The organism is Psychromonas sp. KJ10-10, assembly GCF_047323245.1.
GTDB lineage: Bacteria > Pseudomonadota > Gammaproteobacteria > Enterobacterales > Psychromonadaceae > Psychromonas.
Genome location: NZ_CP178826.1, coordinates 3,214,405 through 3,237,584, shown reverse-complemented (window position 1 = coordinate 3,237,584; position 23,180 = coordinate 3,214,405). Strand labels below are relative to the sequence as shown.

Here is a 23,180-nt window from a genome sequence, read left to right as displayed (position 1 = left end):
GATTGAATCAATACAGATGATTAAATTTAATAATATCAAGTATCAATACCAAGCTCAGGACTTTTGTTTTGATTTTAATATTGACTCGGGAAGCCTTGTGGCGATTTTAGGCGAAAGTGGAGCGGGTAAAAGCACTTTACTTAATTTAGCGGCTGGTTTTATTTCACCTATTGAAGGTGATATTTGCATTGATAACAACTCGGTAATTAATGTCGCTCCTCACCTACGACCTTTATCAATGTTATTTCAAGAACAAAACCTTTTTGCTCATTTAAAAGTAGTAGATAATATTGGCATTGGTTTAAATCCTGGTTTAAAACTGTCTTCATCACAATCGCAGAGTATTCTTGATATTTGCCAGCAATTAGGAATTGATGATTTATTAGAGCGTTTTCCTGAGCAATTATCGGGTGGTCAAAAGCAACGTGTAGCCTTAGCCAGATGTTTTGTGCAAAATAAACCTTTGTTATTATTAGATGAGCCTTTTTCTGCATTAGATCCTGTTTTACGAACGGAAATGTTAGCGATAGTTAAAGAGTTAGCACATGTAAATAAAGTAACGGTATTGATGGTCACACATCATATTGCCGATGCTTTAAGTGTGGCATCGCATTTTGTTTTTATTGAACAAGGTAATTGTACGGCAGTTGAAAAAATAAGTGTTTTAAATAATCTACATATTAATTCTAAATTATGTCAGTTTGTTGAAGCGGGTTTATAAGGCTAATCACTTTTATTTTTATGGTTAACTTGCTCGGCTAATGTATCAATACAACTTTGAACGCTGTCACCCTTGAAAAAACACTGCTTAATATGTGCTTCTTGACCCTTTGTTAACATAAAGGGTGAATAATCAGTTTGCTTGCTAAAATGTCGAATAATGCGTCTACGATAAATTGCTAAGCGGTTGATGTGAAAAACAAAACCAGAGAGAGCAAAAATTAAACAACCGCAAATAATATAAAAAAATAGCATGGTTTTATCCTTTCTTAGGTTATATTCAAATTCAGTATACTTGATATCTATCGTAATAATTATTTTAGCTCTTTTATTTGCTAAAAATTAGGTCTCACTTTTAAAGTAATATTAGCTTCTTCAATTGGGTTGTTTTTAGTAAAAACCAACCATTTTAAGGTTAACTTCATGATAAAAAACCAAAAAAAAGCAACTTTTTTTGCCTTAGTTGCTGTCGCAATGTGGTCCACAGTAGCAAGTGCTTTTAAAATAACACTAGACTATTTTGCACCTATCCAAATGTTATTAGTTGCATCTTGTACTACTATATTTGTGTTAGTTGGAATTTGTTATAAACAAAAAACACTACCTTTACTGAAGCAGTATTTTCTAAATTCCCCCTTTATTTTCTCCTATTAGGGCTAATTAACCCTTGTTTATATTACCTTCTTTTATTTGAAGCATATGATCTTTTACCTGCCCAACAGGCTCAATCGTTAAATTATACCTGGGCTATCACATTAAGTATTTTGGCGGTTCCTTTTCTTGGTCAAAAGCTGAGTAAAAAAGACATCATTGCTATTATCTTTGCCTATGGTGGGGCATTAGTGATTGCCACTAAAGGTGATTTATTAGCCTTAGATTTTTCCAGCCCGCTAGGCGTTTCTCTAGCGCTATTAAGTACGTTGCTTTGGGCTATGTACTGGATTTTAAATACTAAAAAAAGTGGCGACCCTATTGTCTCATTATTATTATGTTTTTTACTTGGTTTACCTGCCATCATCCTTTTAACGTACATTTTAAGTGATTTTAAAATGTTGGATTGGCAAGGTTGGTTTGGTGCTATTTATATTGGTTTATTTGAAATGGGTTTTGCATTTGTGGCTTGGTTAACGGCATTACGCTATGCGGAAAATACCTCTAAGATCAGTAATTTAATTTTCATTTCTCCCTTTGTTTCTTTATGTTTATTGAATCTGATTATTGATGAACCGATTTTTCCGGCCACGGTTGTGGGGTTAGTATTGATTATTAGTGGTCTGTTGATTCAACAAATAAAAAATAAATAAGCATTACTATTTTAAATGCTAATGGTTGTAGCTCTCATTTTCACAATATTAACTAAACATCTTTAGTAAAAGGTGTTAAACAGTATTATTTATGATCCGATTATCGGGATCTTATTTTGATTATCTTTTCTATTGCGGTAATTTATTTAACTACTTTGAGGTATTTATGAAACTAGAGTCACTAGCTTTACACCATGGTTATCAGTCTGAAGAAACAACAAAAGCGTACTGCTGTGCCTATTTATCAAACCACTTCTTATACCTTTGATGATACACAACATGGTGCAGATCTTTTTGATTTAAAAGTACCTGGCAATATTTATACGCGTATTATGAATCCGACAACCGATGTTTTAGAACAACGTGTTGCGGCGATGGAAGGCGGTATTGCGGCTTTAGCTGTTGCCTCGGGCATGTCTGCTATTACCTATGCAATTCAATGTATCTGTGAAGTAGGTACCAATATTGTTAGTACCAGTCAGCTTTATGGTGGAACATACAACCTTTTTGCGCATTCTTTTCCAAAGCAGGGCATAGAAACACGTATGGTATCCTTTGATGATTACCAAGGCTTTGAAGATGCTATCGATGATAATACCCGTGCTATTTTTTGCGAATCCATAGGTAACCCGGCAGGCAATATTGTAGATATCCAAAAGCTAGCTGATATCGCACATAAACATGGTTTACCTTTGATTGTTGATAATACTGTTGCAAGCCCTGTGTTATGTCGTCCCTTTGAATTTGGTGCTGATATCGTGGTGCATTCGCTTACTAAATATATTGGTGGTCATGGTACGTCGATTGGTGGCATTATCGTTGACTCAGGTAAGTTTGACTGGGTTGCGAACAAAGAACGTTTTGCGGTATTAAATGAACCAGATCCTTCTTACCATGATGTTGTGTATACCGAAGCGTTAGGTGTCTGTCGCTTATATTGGACGTTGTCGAGTTGTGCCATTACGTAATACAGGTGCTAGCTATTTCACCAATGAATTCCTTCCAAATTATGCAAGGTTTAGAAACCTTATGTCTTCGTATGGAGCGTCACTGTGAAAATGCCGAGAAATTAGCACGTTATTTAAGTGAACATGACAAAGTAGAATGGGTTAACTATGCGACATTAGAAAGTAGTGCTTATTATGAAACTTGTCAGAAAATTTGTGCCGGTAAAGCATCGGGTGTCTTAAGCTTTGGTGTTAAAGGTGGTGCAGTTGCTGGTGGTAAGTTCATCGATGCCTTACAAATGATTTTACGCTTAGTTAATATTGGTGATGCGAAGTCGTTAGCGTGCCACCCCGCATCTACAACACATCGTCAATTGAATACAGAAGAGCTTAAAAAAGCAGGGGTTAGCGAAGAGTTAATTCGTATTTCTGTGGGTATTGAAAATATCGATGATATTATTGCTGATGTTGAGCAAGCATTAGTCGCCATTTAATTTTTACTGTGTACAAAATAGAGAAGCACTTTTGGGTGCTTTTTTGTTATTTAACCTCAGTTCTGGATAATGGAAGCGAAATAACATTAAACTTTAATAACTTAAAAGATATGTAATACAGTGCAGTTAGTTTTGCGTAGTTCAAGGCGAATTATCGAAGCAATAACGGGTTATTGGGTGATGATTTAACGCAGAAATACGCGTAAATAACGGTACTGTATCGTTTTGCTTATCCAGAACTGAGGTTATTTATGCTTTCCATTAACTTTTCCTTTCAAACTTGTTTGAACTTGTCGTTTTAATTAATTTTTATGTGATTTTCCTATCAAATAATCCGTTACTTAATAGTAAAATCAATTGCTTATTACATACTATCTAGACATTATATTATTAATAACAAAAGGGCAGGGATGATATTAATGAAATTAAATAATCGTCGCATGCCGTTTATTGTTTTTAGTTTATATTGGTTGGTTAGTCTTTCGTCGGCGACTTGGTTATGGCAATACAATTACCAACAATTGATCAATACCAGCAAACAACAACTGGATCTGTTCTCCAGTCACCTTGAAAGTCAACTTGAGCATTTCACCTATATTCCGCAACTATTAAGTCGTCAGAGTCTGATGGTAGACGCTTTAAAAACGCCTCATAATAGCGCGTTACGTGAAATCATTAATCGCCATTTAAATTCCACTAATCAAATCATAGGTGCGTCGGATACCTATTTACTTGATACCAAAGGTAACACTATTGCGGCTAGTAATTGGTTATTGGAGCATTCTTTTGTTGGCAGAAATTTTTCCTTTAGACCTTATTTTAAACAGGCAATAAATGGAAAACAGGGAGAGTATTTTGCATTAGGTTCGACTTCTGGTTTAAGAGGGTATTATTACTCTTATCCTGTGCGTTATGCGGGCGAGGTGATCGGTGTCGTGGTTGTGAAAATGGACATTTCATCCATTGAAAAAATTGGAGTGAAGAACCACAGCATTTTTTAGTGACGGATGCTAATGGAGTAGTGTTTATTTCCACTGAAGACTCTTGGTTATTTCAAAGTATTGAAACATTAACGGATAGTGTTCAATTTGAAATCAAAGCGGAAGAGCGTTATTTAGATAAGCACATAGAGAAATTAACTTTTACTGGAGAGCTTAAACAAAGCCCTTCAAAAATTCGTATTGCCTTGGGTAACGCAAGACCTAAAAATTATTTGGCTGTGAGCAAAGCCTATAGCAAGTCAGGTTGGAATGTGCGTGTATTCGTCTCAACAATAAGTGTTACTTATAGTGTATTTGTGCTGGTTTTATTACTCACTTTATTCTTTGTTTTGTTATATCTGACCTTAGAATTGTTCATACAAAGACGAATGCGTCATGAAGAAAAAGAACGTTTACAAGCGACTGCAAATCAACAACTTGAATTTCAGGTTATGCAACGAACTTCAGCTTTACACGCTGAAATTAATGAAAGACATAAAGCTGAAATAGCCTTAAAAAATACCCAAAAAGAATTAATTCAAGCGGCTAAGTTAGCTGTGTTAGGGCAACTATCTGCGAGCATTAGCCATGAATTAAATAACCCCTTAGCGCGCAATACGTAGCTATGCCGATAATGCAGTGGCTTTTCTTGAACGTTCAAAACTTGATAAAGTGAGCAGTAACTTAGCGCGTATTACTCATTTAACAGAAAGAATGGCGACCATTAGTTCACAGTTAAAAGCCTTTGCTCGTAAATCAGATGGTGTGATGTCTGTTATCTCTTTACAGCCGGTTTTATTAGCTTCCTACGAGTTGGTTAAACCGCGACTAAAAGCCAGTCAGGTGACCTTAGAGTTTGAACTACCTAAAAATACCATTCTAGTGAAAGCCGAGCCTATACAACTTGAACAAATATTAGTGAATTTATTCTCTAATGCTATTCAAGCCATGCATGAGAGTGAGATTAAAAATATTCTTGTCAGTTTATCTACCTCAGAACAAAATGCCTTAGTGGAAGTGGTAGATACTGGACCAGGCATCGAAGAGTCAGTGATCGGGCAGTTATTTGAACCTTTTTTACGACCAAAGAATCAGGGCTTGGTTTGGGGTTATCAATATCGCAACAAATTATTAATAGTATGCAAGGGCGACTTTGGGCTGAAAACACACTCGAATTAGGGGCAAAATTTTCTATTTCACTGCCCATAGCAGAAGTCGTATTACCACAACAAATTCAGGAGTTAAAATGAACCCAGTTTTTTTATTGATGATGAGTATGACCTCAGAATTGCTAATGAACAAACCTTTGAACTCGCCGATATCGATGCGCAGTTTTTTGCGGATGCAGAATCAGCCTTGCTAGCAATGAAAACCATTACACCGATTGTTGTGATATCTGATATCCGTTTACCGGGCATATCTGGAAAACAATTATTACATACATTAGCGAAACAGGATCCTGATTTACCGGTTATTCTAATCACAGGCCATGGTGATATATCTATGGCAGTGCAGGCAATTCATGAAGGAGCTTATGACTTTATTGAAAAACCTTTTTCTTCAGATCGATTAATTGAAACAACGCGCAAAGCAATTGAAAAACGTCAATTAACCATGGAAAACAAGCAACTTAAAAAAGCATTACAAAGCAAAGATACGCTTGGCCCAAGGATTATTGGTAATACGCCAAGTATGGTGGAGTTACGAAGAATGGTTGCACAGGTCGCGGATACACATGCGGATATTTTGTTATTTGGTAAAACAGGTACAGGCAAAGAATTAGTCGCTCGTTCCTTGCATGAGCAAAGCCAGCGCAGGTCAAATAATTTTGTAGCGGTTAACTGTGGTGCAGTGCCTGAAAACCTCATTGAAAGTGAATTATACGGTCATGAAAAAGGCGCCTTTACGGGGGCGGGAAATTTACGTATTGGTAAATTTGAATATGCACAGGGAGGAACTTTATTTCTTGATGAAATAGAGTCTATGCCAATGCAAGCACAGGTGCGATTATTACGAGTTTTGCAAGAGCGTAGTTTAGAAAGAGTGGGCTCAAATACCGCTATTGATCTCGATATTCGTATTATAGGCGCCACTAAAATTGACTTAACAAGCTCGCCTGATTTTAGACAAGATCTTTATTATCGCCTTAATGTGGTGACCTTAAACTTGCCGAGTTTAGAGCAACGCAAACAAGATATTCCTATTCTATTTCATCACTTTTTGCTGGTGACAGTCGCGCGTTATGGAAAAGCCGCACCAGCGTTGCCAACAAGTGATTTACAGGCGCTAATGGCACATGATTGGCCGGGGAATGTTCGAGAATTACGAAATGCTTAGCTGAACGTTTTATTTTATTAGGTTCGTTATCTGGGTTAAATAATGATAATAATACCGAAAATGTTGGTTTAAGTTTATCTGCTCAGGTAGAGGCTTTTGAAAAAAGTCTGATAGAACAAGCCTTAGAAATAACCGGTGGTAGCATTAAAGATACCATGAGCACATTAAACTTAGCCCGTAAAACTTTATACGATAAAATGCAAAAACACGGTTTAGAGAAGCAGAATTATAAAAGTGAATAAAGGGTGTATCGATTATTTACATGGTCACGTTTTATTTAAAAACGTGACCATGTAATAGTCTAGAATGAAGTGCGTCGGTAAGTTCTGTATTTAGGCGTCCAGAAGTTTTCTGATAAACGACGTTGCATAGTTTCCTCTGAAATTGGCGGTGCAACACCATCTTCAATGGCTTGCTGAGCGACGGCATAAGCAATAGATTTACTAATATCTTTGATTTCATTTAATGAAGGTAAAAGGGCGCCTTTAGCTTTTGTATATTGCATTGATGCATCTGCTAGAGACTGACTTCGTCGCCATTAACATATTATCACTAATAGATGTCGCACGTGTCGCTAGTACCCCTAAGCCAATACCAGGGAAAATATAACTGTTATTACATTGTGATATTTCAAAGGTTTCGCCTTCGTATAAAACCGCAGAAAAAGGACTACCCGTTGCGACAATCGCCTTGCCTTCACTCCATCTGATAATATCATGTGGTGTTGCCTCTACTCGCGAGGTTGGGTTAGACAAAGGTAATACAATCGGTTGCGCAGTGTTATTACATAAGTCGCTAATGATTTCTTGGGTAAATAGGTTTGGCTGACCACTTACACCAACTAGTACTGTTATTTTAGCCTCTCTCACAACATGTGCTAAGCCAAGGGATTGTGCACTTTCCCAATCAGTTAAGTTTGCAGATTTTTGTGCCAAAGGCTGTTGAAATGATTGTAAATTTGGCATGTCATCAGTAAGTAAGCCATATCGGTCAACCATAAATACCTGTGATCTTGCTTGCTCTTCAGATAAACCTTCACGTTGCATTTGTCTCACGATATGTTCAGCAATACCACAACCTGCTGATCCAGCGCCTAAAAAGGCAACACGTTGGTCACTCAGTTTTTGTTTTTTATTGAGACAGGTTCACAATCAGGGTGCCAACGGAAACCAGCGCGGTTCCTTGAATATCATCATTAAAACAACAAAGTTCATCACGATATTTAGTTAATAGTGGTGTTGCATTTGTTTGCGCAAAATCTTCAAATTGTAATAATACTTGAGGCCAGCGACGACGAACTGCTTGAATGAAAAGATCCACAAATTCGTTATATTCATCGCCAGTGATACGCGGGTGACGACAACCCATGTACATAGGGTCATCCAACAAATGGCTATTATTGGTACCCACATCTAATACTATTGGTAAACAATATGCGGGACTAATACCTCCACAGGCTGTGTACAGAGATAATTTACCGATTGGTATCCCCATTCCGCCAATACCTTGGTCACCAAGTCCTAAAATACGTTCACCATCAGTTACAACAATGACTTTAACGTTTTGTTTAGTTGCATTCTGTAACATGTCATCAATTTTATGGCGTTCTGGATAAGAAATAAATAATCCTCTTTTACGACGGTAAATTTTAGAGAATTGTTCACAGGTACGCCCCAACGGTTGGGGTATAGATTAATGGCATCACTTCTTCTAGGTGTTGCTCAATTAAATGATGAAAAAGTGTTTCGTTGGTATCTTGAATATTTCTTAAATAAATATGCTTGTCTAAATCAGAACTAAACGAGGATAACTGTTGATAGGCGCGTTTTGATTGTTCTTCGATCGTTTCAATATTATGGGGTAATAAGCCGGTTAAATTAAAACTGTCTCTCTCTTCCTGTGAAAAAGCACTGCCTTTATTGAGTAACGGCGCTTCTAGCAATGCTGGGCCTGCAAATGGAATATATAAAGGTCGTTGAAATGGCATAAATCCTCGGTATCAAATCTAGGTTGAAAGAAAGCAATGGGTGGTTAAAAAGTACTATGAGTATTTTGTCTGTTTAACATATTACTTACAAGCAGTTTACAAACTTAATCACCTGCTTTTATTTTTAAAGGTGAAATTTTATTGCGAAAAATGATTAAAAAAGTGACCAAATTAATGGCCACTTTTTATTATCTTTATATTTAGTGTATTAGGGTTATTTGGTAATGATTTCTGGTCCCATCATTAATGTTGGTAGCCAGGTTGATACCCAAGGAATATAAGTCACTATCATTAAGAAAAGGAACATCACACCAACTAAAGGTAATGATGCTTTAACTACTCGCATCATAGACATTTTAGCGACACCGGCGGTAACAAATAAATTCAAACCAACGGGCGGGGTTATCATGCCGATTTCCATATTCACCACCATCATGATACCTAAGTGAATAGGATCAATACCAAGAGCAATAGCAATCGAGAACACTAAAGGTGCAACAATAATCAGTAACCCTGATGGCTCCATAAATTGTCCACCAATCAACAATAACACGTTAACTACAATCAAAAAGGCAATTGGACCTAAGCCTGCAGATAACATTGCTTCCGTGATCATTTGTGGAATACGTTCCTCAGTTAATACATGTTTTAGGATTAATGCATTAGCAATAATGAACATTAACATGATAGTTAACTTACCCGCTTCGTAGAGCGTTTTACGGGTATCCTCATGGCAAAGAGCGTGAGATGCTTTACGCCAATAAGGAAGAGCTCTTTTTTCTGCCGGTTCTTTATCTGCTAGTGGCCCCATATCTTTATATACAAAATTAGAGATAAAGAAAGCATAAACGAGCCGCCACAGCGGTAGCTTCAGTGGGAGTAAAAATACCACCGTAAATACCACCAAGAATAATAACAATCAGTAATAAACCCCAACCAGCATCTTTTGCTGAATCAAAGACTTCTTTCCAACCGACAAAAGGTTGAGCTGGGATATTTTTAACACGAGCATAAATATAAATTGCTAGCATTAACATAAGTCCTGCTAACAAACCTGGTAATACGCCACCTAAAAACATGCGTCCTACAGATACATCTGTTGCGGTATGCATAAACGACCATTACAATAGATGGTGGGATCAAAATACCTAAAGTACCTGCATTACATATAACACCAGTAACAAAGTCTTTGCTGTAACCATTTTTCACCATACCCGCGATGACAATACCACCAATCGCAACTACTGTTGCTGGTGATGAACCGGATAAAGTCGCAAACATCATACAGGCAACAACCGAAGCCATTGCTAAACCGCCTCGTAATGAGCCAACTAATGCAATCGCAAAACGAATGATACGTTTTGCAACACCACCTGTCGCCATAAAGCTTGAAGCTAAGATAAAGAAGGGAATTGCTAATAAAGTATAATGTCCTGCAAAGGCATTAAATAAGGTTTGTGCAACGGATGCTAAAGATGCATCTGAATGAACAAGTAAAAATAGTATGCTTGAAAGACCAAGTGAAACAGAAATAGGCACGCCAATAATCATAAAAGCGATAACCATTAAAAATAAATATAACATTGCCATGATTATGCTCCCTTCTCTGAGTTATTTGAGTTTGCTTGGTCTTCTTCTAAAAATTCCTCAAGATCTTCTTCCGCTTCGTGACTTGCAATCATGCGATCAATTTTGTTGGTCATGATTTGCCAAGCGAGTTGCATAAATCTAAAGGTCATCATCGCCATACCTAATGGCAATGCCATGTAAGGTATAAAGCGCGGTAATTTTTCGTAGCGTTCACCCTCATTAAACCAATCAGAAAGGAATTGTAAAATTTCAGGCATTGGAATATCTTCCGTTTCATACCATGCCCTGTCTGTAATAAAAGGAACCCAGTAGTTCCAAGAGCCAATTAATAGGGTGATGGAGAAAAACAGGCAAGAAAACACCGCAACAAGTGCGAATATTTTTTTCAAACGTTCAGGGGCTAAATTAATAACCACATCGACACCAATATGAAAATGTTTTTTTACGCCAAATGAAGCGCCTACCAGAACCATCCAAGCGAACATAAAAACAGTCAACTCTAAGGCCCATAGAATATTGCTGTTAAATACATAACGGACGACAACATTTGCGAAGGTTAATAAAGTCATTAATCCCAAAAAGAGCGCAATTAATGTCTCTTCCATATAATCTGTAAATTGCCCGACTCGGGTAAAAAATCCAGTTTCCATACCTTGCTCCGAATTTAAAGTAGTTATTTTGTTACTACTCAGGTCGCCGTTTTTAAGCTTATTTCATTACTGAAAATATTCATTTAAACGACTAAACTGTGCTTTTCTACTTAAACTAAGCATAAATTGCTGACAGTCTAATTTAATAAAAATCCCTTCAATTTGAAGGAGTGCTGAATAGATGTGTTATTGCTTATATTAGTTTGCATCACAGGCTCATTAAACAACCTGCCTGTGATGCAAATGGGTTTTACTTATTAGACGCTAGAGCGGCTTCAATCATGTCGCTTCCGATATCTTTTTCAAACTTTTCCCAAACAGGTTTAAGTGCAGTTACCCATGCACCACGTTGTTTCTGCAGTTAAACTACGAACTACACCACCAGCGGCAATAACATTCTGTTTATTTGCTTCATTCACTTTGCTTGATTCAGCATTTCTTACTTCAGTTACTTCTTTTAAAATCGTTGCTAATTGAGTACGTACATCACCTGGTAATCCATCCCACCAATCATTTGATGTCACGACTAAGTAATCTAAAATACCGTGATTTGTTTCAGTTACACCATCCTGTACTTCGAAGAATTTTTTACCGTAGGTGTTTGACCAAGTGTTTTCTTGACCATCGATTACTTTAGTTTGTAAGCCACCGTAAACTTCTTTAAATGACATTTTTTGAGGGTTAGCACCAAGTTGTTCAAATTGTGCAACTAACACGTCTGACGCTTGTACACGGAATTTTAAGCCTTTTGCATCTTCAGGAAGAATAAGAGGTTTATTTGCAGACATTTGCTTCATGCCGTTATGCCAGAATTCTAAGCCTTTCACACCACGACGTTGCATTGAATTTTTTAGTTTTTCGCCTGCTTCAGAGTTTTGGAAACGATCTACCGCGACGACGTCTTCAAATAAGAAAGGTAAATCAAAAATACGGTATTTCTTGGTGATTTTTTCGAATTTAGAAAGCGAAGGAGTCGCTAATTGCACATCACCATTTAATAAGGCTTCTAAAACTTTGTCATCATCATAAAGTGTTGAGTTAGGGAACACTTCCATACAAGCTTTACCATTCATTTCTTCATTAACTCTGCTTTCTAATAAAGAAGGCGCTACACCTTTCGGGTGTTTATCTGTATTCGTTACATGGCTAAACTTGATCACGATTTCACCTGGATCACAGTTAGTCGCTGCATTGAAGCTAGTAAGTATTGCTCGCTGTACCAATAGATAACATTGTAAGAGATTTTAACATTTTGCATTCCTCATTCGGTAATAGTGTCTTTTTTTGTTTCATCACTGTATCTAAATGACACAGGATTCGGGTAGAACTACTCACTACATAGCAACGGACATGCCAATGTTATAAATATGTTGCTAAAGCGTTGTTTGATGTGGGTTATTTACTTTTATTTAACAATTTGTATTATTTATTAACAATTGAAAGTGGGGGATCTCCCCAGCTATAAAATGATTTGGGGGAACTTTCGCCCACTTTGATATTTCTAATGCTTTGGTATCTTTGATTTACTGGTTTTGTTAAATGAAGGTTGAAATTTTGTTAGTATAAAGTGTTAAATATGAGGGGTATTTGTGAGTTTCTTAAATAAGCAAATTTATCATTCTTATAGGTTTTAAATTAAGTCTATACTGTGTAATGACATCAATTTTCTATAGGGAACAGACATGCAAATGAATAAGCTTTTTATCGGCTCGACTCTACTCGCTTCGATGTTGCAAGGGCCACTTGCCTTTGCCGAAGTTACTAATATTAATCAATATAAAGGCACCGCGAGTGTCAGCCAAGGTGCGACAAAAGCGCTCACAGATAATTTATTTGATTGTGAGTCGGGTTATAGTCGCATTGCTCGGGTGGGAGAGGTGACATCAAGTGATGGCCTTGTCTGGCAGATGCCTGCGAGCAATCAATATACAACGGCACCTAAAGCATTTGATTTATATGAACAATGTACAGGTGTCACACCAAGCAGTTTAAAGTCTGTTTATAGCGACAATGTTCCTGTTGTGACCATTGATGAAGAGGGTGAAGAAGTCACTGGTTATATTTTCGCTGATAATTATTTTGAGCTTTATATCAATGGTAAATTAATTGCTGTGGATTCAGTGCCTTTTACACCTTTTAATTCAAGTATTGTTAAATTTAAAGTCAGCAAACCTTATACCATCGCGGTTAAAGTGATCGACTGGGAAGAAAACCTAGGTCTGGGATCTGAAAGCAACCGAGGTTCAAAATATCACCCCGGTGATGGTGGTTTTATTGCCAGTTTTAGTGATGGCACAGTGACTAGTGGAGATTGGTTAGCACAAACTTTTTATACTTCTCCTATTTTCGATTTTAGTTGCTTAAGTGAGAAAGAGGGCGCACGTTTATCGGAAAATTGTTCGACTGAAGGTTCTAAGCAGGGTGATCAAGCCTATGCTTTACATTGGAAAACACCTGATGATTGGATGGCTGAATCATTTGATGCATCAGGTTGGCCAAAAGCGACTTTATATACTGAACGGGTGATAGGTGTTAACAATAAAAATGCATATATGAATTTCAAAGAAAAGTTTTCTGGGGCCGGCGCTTCATTTATTTGGTCTACTAATGTCGTACTCGATAATGAAGTGTTATTACGGTATACAGTGAAATAGGCTTGTTATTAATTTTATTTATTGAGTCTTTTGGAATTTTGCCTTTAATTGCTGATTTAACATGATAAAAGATAACTTTAAGAAGCGTAAAATATTTTTCAATTGAGAGCTATTATTTTGCGCTCCCTTTGAGGATGCTGGGTAAGTTGTATCAAGGTATTTTACGATTTCTTTTCTACCAAACATTGCTGCTCAATCTCGAGCTGTCATCTTAGTTTGGTTTGTGTCGCTAATGTTTGCGCCAAATTGTAATAATAGTTTAACAATATCTAGGTCACCTTTATAAGCTGATCCCATTAACACTGTATTACCAATAAAGTCTCTTGAGTGAACATCAGCACCACATCTTAATAACGCTTCACAAAAGTCTCGTTCACCGTTATAAACCGCTAACATCAATGCAGAATAGCCTTTTTGATTAGTGGCATTTAAATCTAATGTTTCATTTTTTTGTAAAAGATTAGCAAAACCTCTTAAATCACCTGTTCTCGCAAAATCAAAAATATCAGATTCAGCGCGATAGGTTTTTTTATAATCATTCCAGTTTTTCATAATTATCTTTAACTTGTGAGTTTAAAAAAATGCAGGCCAGTATTTGGCCTGCAAGATTAATGGTCTAACTTAATTAAATATAATTTAACTTAAGTTATTATAAGCCTTCTATTGAAAGCCCTAATGCTTTTGCAACACCTTCACCGTATGCTGGTGCGGCTTTGTAACAGTTACCAATATGGCGTTGTTGTACTTCAATTGAAGCACCACCGATGTTACGCGCAGTGTTGTCAAAAAGGATTTGTTGTTCGCTCAGGAGTCATCAAGTTGAATAAATCCCCTGGTTGTGTGAAATAATCACTGTCATCTTCGCGATAGTCCCAGTTATATGCATCACCTTGAAGTGCGAGTGGTGGCTCTTTCACATCTGGTTGTTCTTGCCATAAACCTAAACTGTTTGGCTCATAACCTTTGGTGCTTCCGTAGTTACCATCAACACGCATAAAGCCATCTCTATGGTAAGAATTAACCGGACAACGAGGCTGATTAACAGGAATGTGTACATGATTAACACCAAGACGGTAACGTTGTGCATCACCGTAAGAGAATAGGCGACCTTGAAGCATTTTATCTGGTGAGAAACCGATACCTGGGACGATATTTGCTGGGTTGAAAGTCGCTTGCTCAACTTCGGCAAAGTAGTTGTCTGGGTTACGATTAAGTTCCATTACACCAACATCCATTAATGGGTAGTCTGCGTGTGGCCATACTTTACTGAGATCAAATGGATGGAAACGATATTCTTGCGCTTCGTTTTCAGGCATCACTTGAACTTTAACATCCCAACGAGGGAATTCGCCACGTTCGATAGCTTCATAAAGGTCTTGCTGGTGACTTTCACGGTTTTTACCCACTAATTCTTCAGCTTCTTGATCGCTTAGGTTTTCAATGCCTTGCTGTGATTTTAAGTGGAATTTCACCCAAAAACGCTCATTGTCTGCATTAAGGAAGCTAAATGTGTGGCTACCAAAACCATGCATGTGGCGATATGTACGAGGAATACCACGTTCACTCATTAAAATAGTGATTTGGTGTAGCGCTTCTGGTAATAAAGTCCAAAAATCCCAGTTGGTTTGAGCACTACGTAAATTAGTACGTGGGTCACGCTTAACAGCATGGTTTAGATCTGGGAATTTAAGTGGATCACGTAGGAAAAATACAGGTGTATTATTACCCACTAAGTCCCAGTTACCTTCTTCAGTGTAAAATTTCATTGCAAAACCACGAATATCACGTTCAGCATCAGTCGCACCACGCTCACCCGCCACGGTAGAGAAACGTAAAAACAAATCTGTTTTTTTACCAACTTCAGAGAATATTTTTGCTTTAGTATATTTTGAAATATCATGAGTCACGGTAAATGTACCGTAAGCGCCTGAACCTTTAGCGTGCATACGACGCTCTGGAATCACTTCTCTATCAAAATGAGCTAATTTTTCTAGAAACCAAGCATCTTGTAATAACATTGGACCACGAGGACCCGCCGTTTGTACATTTTGGTTATCTGCGACTGGACAACCATTAACTGTGGTTAGTTTTTCATCTTTTTTCATGTGTTTCTCCGTTTAGTTTAAAATGAGGAGCTATTTTTCCTAATTTCACGATATCAATATAGAAATAGGAAATGGTTTAGATTTAGGGTAGAGCATTAAAATTTTTAATAATTGTTAAATCAATAAATTAACAATGGTTTATTGAAATTATAAAAAATGCTCTAAACAAGTTCTAAACCACAAAAAGTGCTGATTTGGCTATACTCTTTGAAAGTAACAATAAAATTACAATTAACTTAAGGTAGATCAAATAATAGCTTTGCGCCTGTTTTACTCTGACAATGGTTTATTATTGTTACAATGATCAAAAATAATTACATCAGTCCTTAATAAATATTCTTTACCTTTTTACCTACTACGTAATTGAAGGCTTTATGAAGCAAACAGTGCTTGTGATAGATGATAAAATTAATGTGCAAATCATGTTAACAGATGTATTAACTACTCATGGTTATCAGGTTATATGTGCCTCTAATGGCAAAGAAGGCCTGCATAAATTAACTAAACATAAGCCTGACATAATTTTACTCGACGTAATGATGCCTCAAATGGATGGTTATGAATTTATTAAAAAATTACGTCAAACCAGTGAATTGCCAGTCATAATGATCACCGCTAAACAACAAGAGGCTGATATTGTAAAAGGCTTTGAATTAGGTGCTGATGATTATATTGCCAAACCATTTAGAATGAATGAAATGCTAATGAGACTAAAAGCGGTACTGAAAAGAACAGCGGGTAATGCTATTCCTCAAACATTACTTAGAGTTGCTTCATTAACTTTAAATACAGAAAATAAAGAGCTAACCATTAATGGAAAACTGATTGAGTTAACCGTCGCAGAGTTAACTTTATTGTATTTATTAATGCAAAATGCTGAGCATACTGTGACTAAAGCTACTTTTTGTACTCAATTAATTAATGAAGGGTACAGTGGTTTAGAGTCGACCCTGAAAATACATATTAGAAATATAAGAATAAAACTAGAGCCATTAATAGAAGGACAACTAAGTATAGAGTCGATTTTTGGTATTGGTTATCGATTAAGGTTGACTAGCTAATGCGTATTACTATCCGTGCAAAATTAATGACCACCTATATTGTTATTAGTCTTTTTACGGCGCTATTCATGTACCTGCTAACCTACTTAACCTCTGAACAACGATTGAGGAAATTAACCTTAGATTACCAATTGCAGGAAATGGTGAGAGAGGTTGAGAACTGGTATCAAATTGAGTATTCATTGGTTGGTTTTAGAGACTATTTTCATACATTACACCCTAGAAAAGTCAATGCTGAAAAGCAGGAAGAAATTGATGAAGGAGAAACTTCACCTCCTAAACGAGTTGTTGCACACAGTATTGTTGATAAAGATAGGAAGGCATTGTTGCCGTATCTCCACTTCAGAATAGGAGATAGAGTTCCAGATGCTTATTTCTTAAACTCAAAACCAGTAATCGTTGATAGACAAGTTGTTGCCTGGGTATTACCTGCCGATGAAGTCGGTATCAGCATGCAGGCAGAAATGTTAATCTTTTTTGATAATTTAAATGAAATACTGATTGTTTCAGTGTTGATCACTTTATTAGGTTCGATAGTAACCGCGGTACTTTTAGCGCGTTTTTTCCTTAAATCAATTCACTCCTTAACCCAAGCTTCGAGCGCTATTTCTAAAGGGGAATTAAAGCAGAGCGTGCCCATTGTAAGTAACGATGAAATTGGTGATTTATCAAGAGCATTTAATCAAATGAGCCATGATTTGGCGGTTTCAGATAAACAAAGAAGGCAGTTAACCGCCGATATAACTCATGAATTAGGCACACCTGTACAGGTTATTTCTGGTTATATTGAAATGGCTCAGCAGGGGGTGCTTGAATTAGACCAAAACAGGATTAATACCATCGCGATAGAACTAGAGCATATTAAGAGATCTATTAAGGATATGAGCTTACTCGCTGAAACTGATGATAAAACGCTATCTTTGGATATTTCAGAGGTTGATGTGAGAGCTTTGCTTGAGCGTGTAAATATGCTTTATTGTCAATTGTGCTGTGAGCAAAATATTCATCTAATGGTTGATTGCGCTAATCAAGCTAACAACATAGTTAAACTTGATGAAGAGCGGATGGTTCAGGTACTAGGTAACTTGATTAGTAACGCAATACGTTATACTCCCAAGGAGGGCACAATATCCCTTAAAGCAGGTTTTGAAGTAGACACCGAGTTATCGAAAAAAATTATCTTTACTGTACAAGATAATGGATGTGGTATTAATGAAAAAGACTTACCCTTTATTTTTAATCGCTTTTATCGTGCCGAGGCTTCACGCTGTGGGAGTGCAGGTAAAATGGGCTTAGGGCTAGCCATTACTAAAGGCTTGGTTGAAATGCAAGGGGAGAAATTAGTGTCTCTTCTCAAGGCGAAGGTTATGGTAGTTGCTTTAAAGTTTCGTTTCCTATCTAGTTTACAGTTAATTTAGAGAATAAAAAACGCCAGCAATATTGCTGGCGTTTGTCTTTTTTCAAGGTAATTGTCGATGTTAAGAGTTAAGCTTTCTTAGGTGCTTTTACACCATGAAAGATTGAAAACATAACAGGTACAACAATTAAGGTTAGAATGGTGGCAAAACCAAGTCCGGCCATAATCGTCACCGCCATTGAACCAAAGAAGGCATCAAAGACTAATGGGATCATACCTAAAATAGTAGTTAATGCGACCAAACTTACCGGTCTTACACGACTAATGGCACTATCAAAAACGGCTTGATAAGGTTGTTTACCGGAACTCAATTCGAGGTTTATCTGATCCATTAATACAATACCGTTTTTGAGTACCATACCACTGAGGCTTAATAAGCCGAGCAACGCGGTAAAAGTAAAGGGCATATTAGTCCCTAATAACCCAATGGAGACCCCGATAATGGCTAAGGGTACCGTAAACCAGATAACTAAAGGTTCTTTCATTGAGTTAAACAAAAATACCGTCACGATAAACATAAACAAGTAACCTAAAGGCAATGAGCCAAATAGCATACTTTGTGCATCGGAGGAGGATTCATATTCACCACCCCAATCAATGTCATAACCCTCAGGTAATTCAATGGCTTCAACCTGTGGACGAAGACGCGAGAACAACACTGCAGGAGTTTCTTCACCTAAAATATCGTGGTCAGCAAGTACTGTTAAAGTACGTTTTCTATCACGACGTAGAATAAGTGGTTCAACCCATTCCATAGTGATCCCATCAATAACCTGCTCAAGTGGAACATAACTTTGAAGTGTTGGACTCCACACTCCTAGATTTTTCACCGTTGAAAAGTTCACACGTTCATCTTCTGGTAAACGAGTAATGATAGGTAACATCTGTGTACCATCTCGGAATAATCCAATGGTTGAGCCACCAAAAGCAGTTTGTAAAGTATTAGAAAGATCTTCTTTAGAAATACCTAAGCGACGTGCTTTTGATTCGTTAAATTGTGGCACTAGTTCTTTACTACGTTCACGCCAATCATGACGAACATTACGTGCGCCTTCATCGGCACTCATAACATCCTCTACTTGTTTCGCGAGTGATCTTAATACTTGTGGATCTGGGCCTGAAATACGCGCTTCAATTTTAGAAGCGGGTGAAGGTCCGAATTCAAGAATACGGAAACGATAATCTGGTGTTGCAAAGCGTTGAGGCAATTCACTTTGTAATTTAGCAATCATAGGATTGATTAAATTTTTATCATCTACACGTACCTGAACTTGTGCGTAGGCTTCATAGGACTTCTCTGGTGAGTAGGTAAGCATAAAGCGTTGCATACCTTGGCCAGAGGTAGTTGCTATATAATCAACACCGTCCTGGTTCACTGATGTATTTCTCAACTTCTTTTGTTTGCAAAATAGTTTCACGAATATCAGTGCCTTCAGGCATCCATAAATCAACGTAAAACATAGGCGTGTTAGAGGCAGGGAAGAAAGCTTGTTTAACCATACCAAAAGCAACCACTGCGCCCATTAACAATCCAACCATGCCAATGATTGTTAACCAACGGAAGCGTATACAGAATTTGAGTAAAGCACCAAATACAATAAACAACGCACCTTTGTAAGGGTCTACTTCTTCGTTGTTAGTATTGCCATCCGATTCTTTTAACAGTAAGTCTGCAAGGAAAGGCGTTAAGGTCAAAGCCGTTACCCAACTTAAAAATAATGAGTAACATAATACCCAGAATAGGGAGCCCATGAATTCCCCGGTTGCATCCGAGGAAAGTCCGATTGGCGCAAAGGCTGTGATCGCGATAACCGTTGCCCCAAGCAGTGGCCATTGGGTTTGTTTAACGATATCAATAGATGCCTGTAGTTTTGTTTTACCTTTTTGTAGGCCAACTAAAATACCTTCGACCACCACAATGGCGTTATCCACCAACATACCCAAGGCAATAATAAGTGCCCCTAATGATATTCGATGTAATTCAATATCGGTGACCTTCATCAGCATAAAGGTACCAAAAACAGTTAATAATAAAACTAAACCAATAATGATACCGCTACGCATGCCCATTGTGAAAAGTAGTACCACGATAACAATCGCAACCGCTTCAACGAGACTAATTACGAAGTCTTTAACGGAGCTATCAACTTCCTGAGCTTGGTTGTAAAAATAGTTCAGTTCTAAACCAGCTGGTCTTAAGTGCTCCAGCTCAGCCAATCTTTGATCGATTTTTTCACCTATTTTCACCACGTTAACACCCGAGGTAAAAGAGATACCTAAACTAATTGCTGGTTTACCGTTAAAGGTCACTATGCTACTAGGTTTTTCTTGAATACCACGGGATATGCTAGCAACATCCTTAAGGCGGATCAGATTACCAGTGTCACGACCATGTATGATTAAGTTTTCTAATTGCTCAACGGAATTAAGCGCACCATTAGGGCGGATCTGTAAACTTTGCCCGTTTATCATTAGTTCACCGGCAGATAGCACGCTGTTTTGTGTTGTTAATAAGCCAATGACACTGTTTAAATCTAAGGCCAGTGACGCTAAACGATCCAGTGAAAACTCAACAAACAATTGTTCCTGTTGATTACCACCCTTAGCGACTTTACCCACGCCAGGTATGAGATCCATTTCACGGGTTAATACGTCGGCATATTGTTCTAACTCAACATAGGAATAACTGTCACCAGTGAGCATTAAAATAATGCCGTAAACATCACCAAAATCATCTAGAATACTCACAGAGTCAACACCAGAAGGCAGACTTGGAGAAAGATCGTTGATTTTTCGACGCATTTCATCCCATATTTGTGCAAGCGCATCTTTATCGTAGATAGACTTCATTTCTACGGTAATTTGCGACATACCTCGAGAAGAAATAGAGGTAATGTTTTTAATATAAGGTAATAGGCGAATTTGTTTTTCTAAGGGATAAGTCAGCTCTTCTTCAACTTCTTCCGCCGATGCGCCGGGATAAGTAGAAATAACCAGTGCTTGTTTAATGGTATATTCAGGATCTTCTAATCGACCTAAGCCAAGAAATGCTTGTATGCCACCTATGGCTAAGATGGTAAAAAACATCCAGCTAATGACACGATGCTTAATTGAATACTCGGCAATATTCATAATTGGTTATCCTCTACTGCGATTGTTACAGGTGCTTCATGACGTAATTTTTTAAGATTTGATTTAATAATGGTATCGCCCTTAGTTAGGCCTTTAATAATAACGGCACCATCTTGATTAATTTCTGTTATTTCAACAGCCTGTTTGTACGCTTTACCCTCAATATACTTCCAAATGAAAAACTCGCCGTGTTTATCTCCGGCATCAATGGCAGTCATGGGAATCTGATAGCCTGTCACAGGGGTTAGCCCAGCTTGCGCCATATCAACATCAAGGTTAGCTGTACTACCTGGCAAAATAGCGGGGGTGACCTGAGGCATTTCTAAAATAATTTCAAAGGCATTACCACCTTCAATTGGCTCGCTGGTATGCTCTTGATAATTAATCATAAAAGAACGACTTTCACCGGCAAAAGTAGTGCGAATATCATATTGCTTGGTTTTAGCCGTTGGGTTTATCATTGCTAAAACTACATCTGAAACACCAATTCGTATTTGCACAATATCGTCACGATAAATACTAACAATGGTTTCACCTGGATTAACACTTTCATGATTCTTTTTAGGAATATCAGAAATATAGCCATCAAATGGTGCATACAGTTTGCTGTAATTTAATTGATTGGCGCTGGATTTATGTCTCACCTCGGCAATACGTCTATTAGCGGTTAACTCATCTAACTCAGAACCAGAAATCATATTCTGTGCACTCAGTGTTTGACCTCGTTGTTGCTGTTTTACCGCTAATTCGTATTGTGCTTTAGCGTCTATAAGTTGCTGTTGCAGACGACTATCATCTAGTTGTGCAAGCAGTTGTCCCTTTTTCACTTTTTGTCCTGCACTAACAACAACTTCAGTTAATTCCCCTTCAATACGAAAAGCCAGTGGAGTGAGATCCGCAGGGATAACCGCACCTTTAAAGTTTCGATATTGATTTTCTACTGAGTTTTGAACAGTAAAGCCTGAAAAAATTAATTCAGGTTTAACGATTTTTTGATCCGTTTCCTGACAACTTGAAAGAAGTAGCACCAGCAATGGAAGTAGTGCTAATTTAGATATTTTATATTTCATTATATGCCTGCCTCACGTTCCCAAGCTCTCACAATTTGACCTTCATACAAACCCTTCGCACCAGCAGTAATGATAAGATCGCCTGATTTTAAATCACCGGAAAGTGCACCGGAAGAATCGATTTCAAGGTGTACTTTATGCACTGAACTATCCTCAGGATTTAAACGCCATACTGAACCAGAGGTTTCATTTCTAGTGACCCAAACACCCTCTGGTAAGGTTAGTTTTAAGTTCTTTTGAGCATGATGAATAAACACTTTTCCGGTCATTCCTGTGAGAATATTCATACCTGTCGGGCGTTTAATTTGCACCGTCGCACTGTAACTATTGGTATCGCTATTTGGTTGAGTCGACATTTCTTTAAAGGTAGCCGGGATCATAATTTGACTTTGGATATCGAAGGAAACCGATAGGGAAAATTGTTTAAGTGCTTCAATACCTAAACTATCAACATAAGGCACTGGTAATGAGATGTTAATATCAAGATTATCGGTATTGATAATATTGAGTACCGTTTCTTTAGCACTAACATATTGATGTTTCTTAACAAAGCTCAGGGAGATAATGCCATCGTAGGGTGCTTTTATTTTAGTAAAACTAAGCTCAGTTTGCGCTTCATCTAAATTTGCTAGGGCCGTTTTATAATCAGTTTCGGACTTATCAAAGGCGTTAGCACTGATTAGCTTCTTCTCAAACAGTTGTTTATCACGTTTGTAATGCGTATTTGCAAAA

16 protein-coding genes and 7 pseudogenes are annotated in these 23,180 nt (G+C 37.5%); 11 read left to right on the top strand and 12 right to left on the bottom strand.

Translation table 11 applies throughout. From position 1 onward, the window contains the following. Window positions 1-16 precede the first annotated feature (16 nt). Complete coding sequence (gene thiQ / locus ACLKMH_RS18560; protein WP_413699440.1) at window positions 17-721, top strand: thiamine ABC transporter ATP-binding protein; 705 nt, start codon at window positions 17-19, stop codon at window positions 719-721. A gap of 2 nt (window positions 722-723) precedes the next feature. On the opposite strand, the gene ACLKMH_RS18555 is transcribed toward thiQ, so the two are convergent. Then, window positions 724-975 carry a hypothetical protein gene (locus ACLKMH_RS18555; protein WP_413699439.1) on the bottom strand — a complete coding sequence of 84 codons (252 nt, stop codon included), beginning with the start codon at window positions 973-975 and terminating at the stop codon, window positions 724-726. A gap of 171 nt (window positions 976-1,146) precedes the next feature. On the opposite strand from ACLKMH_RS18555, the pseudogene ACLKMH_RS18550 reads away from it, so the two are divergent. The 7 genes and pseudogenes from ACLKMH_RS18550 (at window position 1,147) to ACLKMH_RS18520 (ending at window position 7,024) form a co-directional block, all read left to right on the top strand. Beyond that, window positions 1,147-2,024: pseudogene (locus tag ACLKMH_RS18550) on the top strand (DMT family transporter). Between the two features lie 166 nt (window positions 2,025-2,190). Next, window positions 2,191-3,465, top strand: a pseudogene (locus tag ACLKMH_RS18545) (O-acetylhomoserine aminocarboxypropyltransferase/cysteine synthase family protein). A 419-nt stretch (window positions 3,466-3,884) separates the two neighbouring features. Further along, window positions 3,885-4,466 carry a cache domain-containing protein gene (locus ACLKMH_RS18540; protein ID WP_413699438.1) on the top strand — a complete coding sequence of 194 codons (582 nt, stop codon included), beginning with the start codon at window positions 3,885-3,887 and terminating at the stop codon, window positions 4,464-4,466. After that, on the top strand, window positions 4,466-5,068 hold the full coding sequence (locus ACLKMH_RS18535) for a hypothetical protein (RefSeq protein WP_413699437.1): 603 nt from the start codon (window positions 4,466-4,468) through the stop codon (window positions 5,066-5,068). The genes ACLKMH_RS18540 and ACLKMH_RS18535 overlap by 1 nt, the downstream gene beginning before the upstream one ends. 16 nt (window positions 5,069-5,084) lie before the next feature. Next, window positions 5,085-5,624 carry a sensor histidine kinase gene (locus ACLKMH_RS18530; RefSeq protein WP_413699436.1) on the top strand — a complete coding sequence of 180 codons (540 nt, stop codon included), beginning with the start codon at window positions 5,085-5,087 and terminating at the stop codon, window positions 5,622-5,624. Beyond that, the gene (locus ACLKMH_RS18525; protein WP_413699435.1) at window positions 5,585-5,695 is read left to right on the top strand and encodes a hypothetical protein; all 111 of its coding nucleotides are present in this window, start codon (window positions 5,585-5,587) and stop codon (window positions 5,693-5,695) included. The genes ACLKMH_RS18530 and ACLKMH_RS18525 overlap by 40 nt, the downstream gene beginning before the upstream one ends. A 13-nt stretch (window positions 5,696-5,708) precedes the next feature. Continuing rightward, window positions 5,709-7,024, top strand: a pseudogene (locus tag ACLKMH_RS18520) (sigma-54-dependent transcriptional regulator). Window positions 7,025-7,083: 59 nt separating this feature from the next. Here the strand turns inward: ACLKMH_RS18520 and ACLKMH_RS18515 are convergent. The 6 genes and pseudogenes from ACLKMH_RS18515 to ACLKMH_RS18490 form a co-directional block, all read right to left on the bottom strand. Next, a pseudogene (locus tag ACLKMH_RS18515) lies at window positions 7,084-8,769 on the bottom strand (NAD-dependent malic enzyme). Between the two features lie 214 nt (window positions 8,770-8,983). Further along, window positions 8,984-9,661, bottom strand: a complete 678-nt coding sequence (locus tag ACLKMH_RS18510) for a TRAP transporter large permease subunit (RefSeq protein WP_413699434.1) — start codon at window positions 9,659-9,661, stop codon at window positions 8,984-8,986. Beyond that, window positions 9,597-9,848 carry a TRAP transporter large permease subunit gene (locus ACLKMH_RS18505; RefSeq protein WP_413699433.1) on the bottom strand — a complete coding sequence of 84 codons (252 nt, stop codon included), beginning with the start codon at window positions 9,846-9,848 and terminating at the stop codon, window positions 9,597-9,599. Before ACLKMH_RS18505 ends, ACLKMH_RS18510 begins: the two co-directional genes overlap by 65 nt. Then, on the bottom strand, window positions 9,769-10,359 hold the full coding sequence (locus ACLKMH_RS18500; protein WP_413699432.1) for a TRAP transporter large permease subunit: 591 nt from the start codon (window positions 10,357-10,359) through the stop codon (window positions 9,769-9,771). The genes ACLKMH_RS18505 and ACLKMH_RS18500 overlap by 80 nt, the downstream gene beginning before the upstream one ends. A gap of 2 nt (window positions 10,360-10,361) precedes the next feature. Further along, window positions 10,362-11,009 carry a TRAP transporter small permease gene (locus ACLKMH_RS18495; RefSeq protein ID WP_413699431.1) on the bottom strand — a complete coding sequence of 216 codons (648 nt, stop codon included), beginning with the start codon at window positions 11,007-11,009 and terminating at the stop codon, window positions 10,362-10,364. 250 nt (window positions 11,010-11,259) lie between these two features. Beyond that, window positions 11,260-12,232, bottom strand: a pseudogene (locus ACLKMH_RS18490) (DctP family TRAP transporter solute-binding subunit). A 459-nt stretch (window positions 12,233-12,691) separates the two neighbouring features. Between ACLKMH_RS18490 and ACLKMH_RS18485 the strand changes: the two are divergent. Then, window positions 12,692-13,663 carry a hypothetical protein gene (locus ACLKMH_RS18485; RefSeq protein ID WP_413699430.1) on the top strand — a complete coding sequence of 324 codons (972 nt, stop codon included), beginning with the start codon at window positions 12,692-12,694 and terminating at the stop codon, window positions 13,661-13,663. A 192-nt stretch (window positions 13,664-13,855) separates the two neighbouring features. Here ACLKMH_RS18485 and ACLKMH_RS18480 read toward each other — a convergent pair whose 3' ends face one another. Both ACLKMH_RS18480 and ACLKMH_RS18475 read right to left on the bottom strand, forming a co-directional pair. Further along, window positions 13,856-14,215 (bottom strand): ankyrin repeat domain-containing protein, encoded by a 360-nt coding sequence (locus ACLKMH_RS18480; protein ID WP_413699429.1) that lies wholly within the window; start codon window positions 14,213-14,215, stop codon window positions 13,856-13,858. 97 nt (window positions 14,216-14,312) lie between these two features. Further along, window positions 14,313-15,768: pseudogene (locus ACLKMH_RS18475) on the bottom strand (catalase). 374 nt (window positions 15,769-16,142) lie between these two features. Between ACLKMH_RS18475 and ACLKMH_RS18470 the strand changes: the two are divergent. Then, window positions 16,143-16,829, top strand: a complete 687-nt coding sequence (locus ACLKMH_RS18470) for a response regulator transcription factor (protein WP_413699428.1) — start codon at window positions 16,143-16,145, stop codon at window positions 16,827-16,829. Beyond that, window positions 16,829-18,247, top strand: coding sequence for a sensor histidine kinase (locus ACLKMH_RS18465; RefSeq protein WP_413699427.1), 1,419 nt, complete (start codon window positions 16,829-16,831; stop codon window positions 18,245-18,247). Before ACLKMH_RS18470 ends, ACLKMH_RS18465 begins: the two co-directional genes overlap by 1 nt. A 67-nt stretch (window positions 18,248-18,314) precedes the next feature. On the opposite strand, the pseudogene ACLKMH_RS18460 reads toward ACLKMH_RS18465, so the two are convergent. The 3 genes and pseudogenes from ACLKMH_RS18460 to ACLKMH_RS18450 all read right to left on the bottom strand — a co-directional run bounded on the left by ACLKMH_RS18460 (window position 18,315) and on the right by ACLKMH_RS18450 (window position 23,146). Next, window positions 18,315-21,378, bottom strand: a pseudogene (locus ACLKMH_RS18460) (efflux RND transporter permease subunit). Then, window positions 21,375-22,448, bottom strand: coding sequence for an efflux RND transporter periplasmic adaptor subunit (locus ACLKMH_RS18455; RefSeq protein WP_413699426.1), 1,074 nt, complete (start codon window positions 22,446-22,448; stop codon window positions 21,375-21,377). Before ACLKMH_RS18455 ends, ACLKMH_RS18460 begins: the two are co-directional and overlap by 4 nt. After that, window positions 22,448-23,146, bottom strand: coding sequence for an efflux RND transporter periplasmic adaptor subunit (locus ACLKMH_RS18450; RefSeq protein ID WP_413702394.1), 699 nt, complete (start codon window positions 23,144-23,146; stop codon window positions 22,448-22,450). Before ACLKMH_RS18450 ends, ACLKMH_RS18455 begins: the two co-directional genes overlap by 1 nt. Window positions 23,147-23,180: the final 34 nt, after the last annotated feature.

Coding starts and splice junctions, on each gene's coding strand:
- thiQ (WP_413699440.1), top strand. CDS start 17: ATGATTAAATTTAATAATATCAAGTATCAATACCAAGCTCAGGACTTT.
- ACLKMH_RS18555 (WP_413699439.1), bottom strand. CDS start 975: ATGCTATTTTTTTATATTATTTGCGGTTGTTTAATTTTTGCTCTCTCT.
- ACLKMH_RS18540 (WP_413699438.1), top strand. CDS start 3,885: ATGAAATTAAATAATCGTCGCATGCCGTTTATTGTTTTTAGTTTATAT.
- ACLKMH_RS18525 (WP_413699435.1), top strand. CDS start 5,585: ATGCAAGGGCGACTTTGGGCTGAAAACACACTCGAATTAGGGGCAAAA.
- ACLKMH_RS18505 (WP_413699433.1), bottom strand. CDS start 9,848: ATGTTTTTAGGTGGCGTATTACCAGGTTTGTTAGCAGGACTTATGTTA.
- ACLKMH_RS18500 (WP_413699432.1), bottom strand. CDS start 10,359: ATGGCAATGTTATATTTATTTTTAATGGTTATCGCTTTTATGATTATT.
- ACLKMH_RS18495 (WP_413699431.1), bottom strand. CDS start 11,009: ATGGAAACTGGATTTTTTACCCGAGTCGGGCAATTTACAGATTATATG.
- ACLKMH_RS18485 (WP_413699430.1), top strand. CDS start 12,692: ATGCAAATGAATAAGCTTTTTATCGGCTCGACTCTACTCGCTTCGATG.
- ACLKMH_RS18480 (WP_413699429.1), bottom strand. CDS start 14,215: ATGAAAAACTGGAATGATTATAAAAAAACCTATCGCGCTGAATCTGAT.
- ACLKMH_RS18470 (WP_413699428.1), top strand. CDS start 16,143: ATGAAGCAAACAGTGCTTGTGATAGATGATAAAATTAATGTGCAAATC.
- ACLKMH_RS18465 (WP_413699427.1), top strand. CDS start 16,829: ATGCGTATTACTATCCGTGCAAAATTAATGACCACCTATATTGTTATT.
- ACLKMH_RS18455 (WP_413699426.1), bottom strand. CDS start 22,448: ATGAAATATAAAATATCTAAATTAGCACTACTTCCATTGCTGGTGCTA.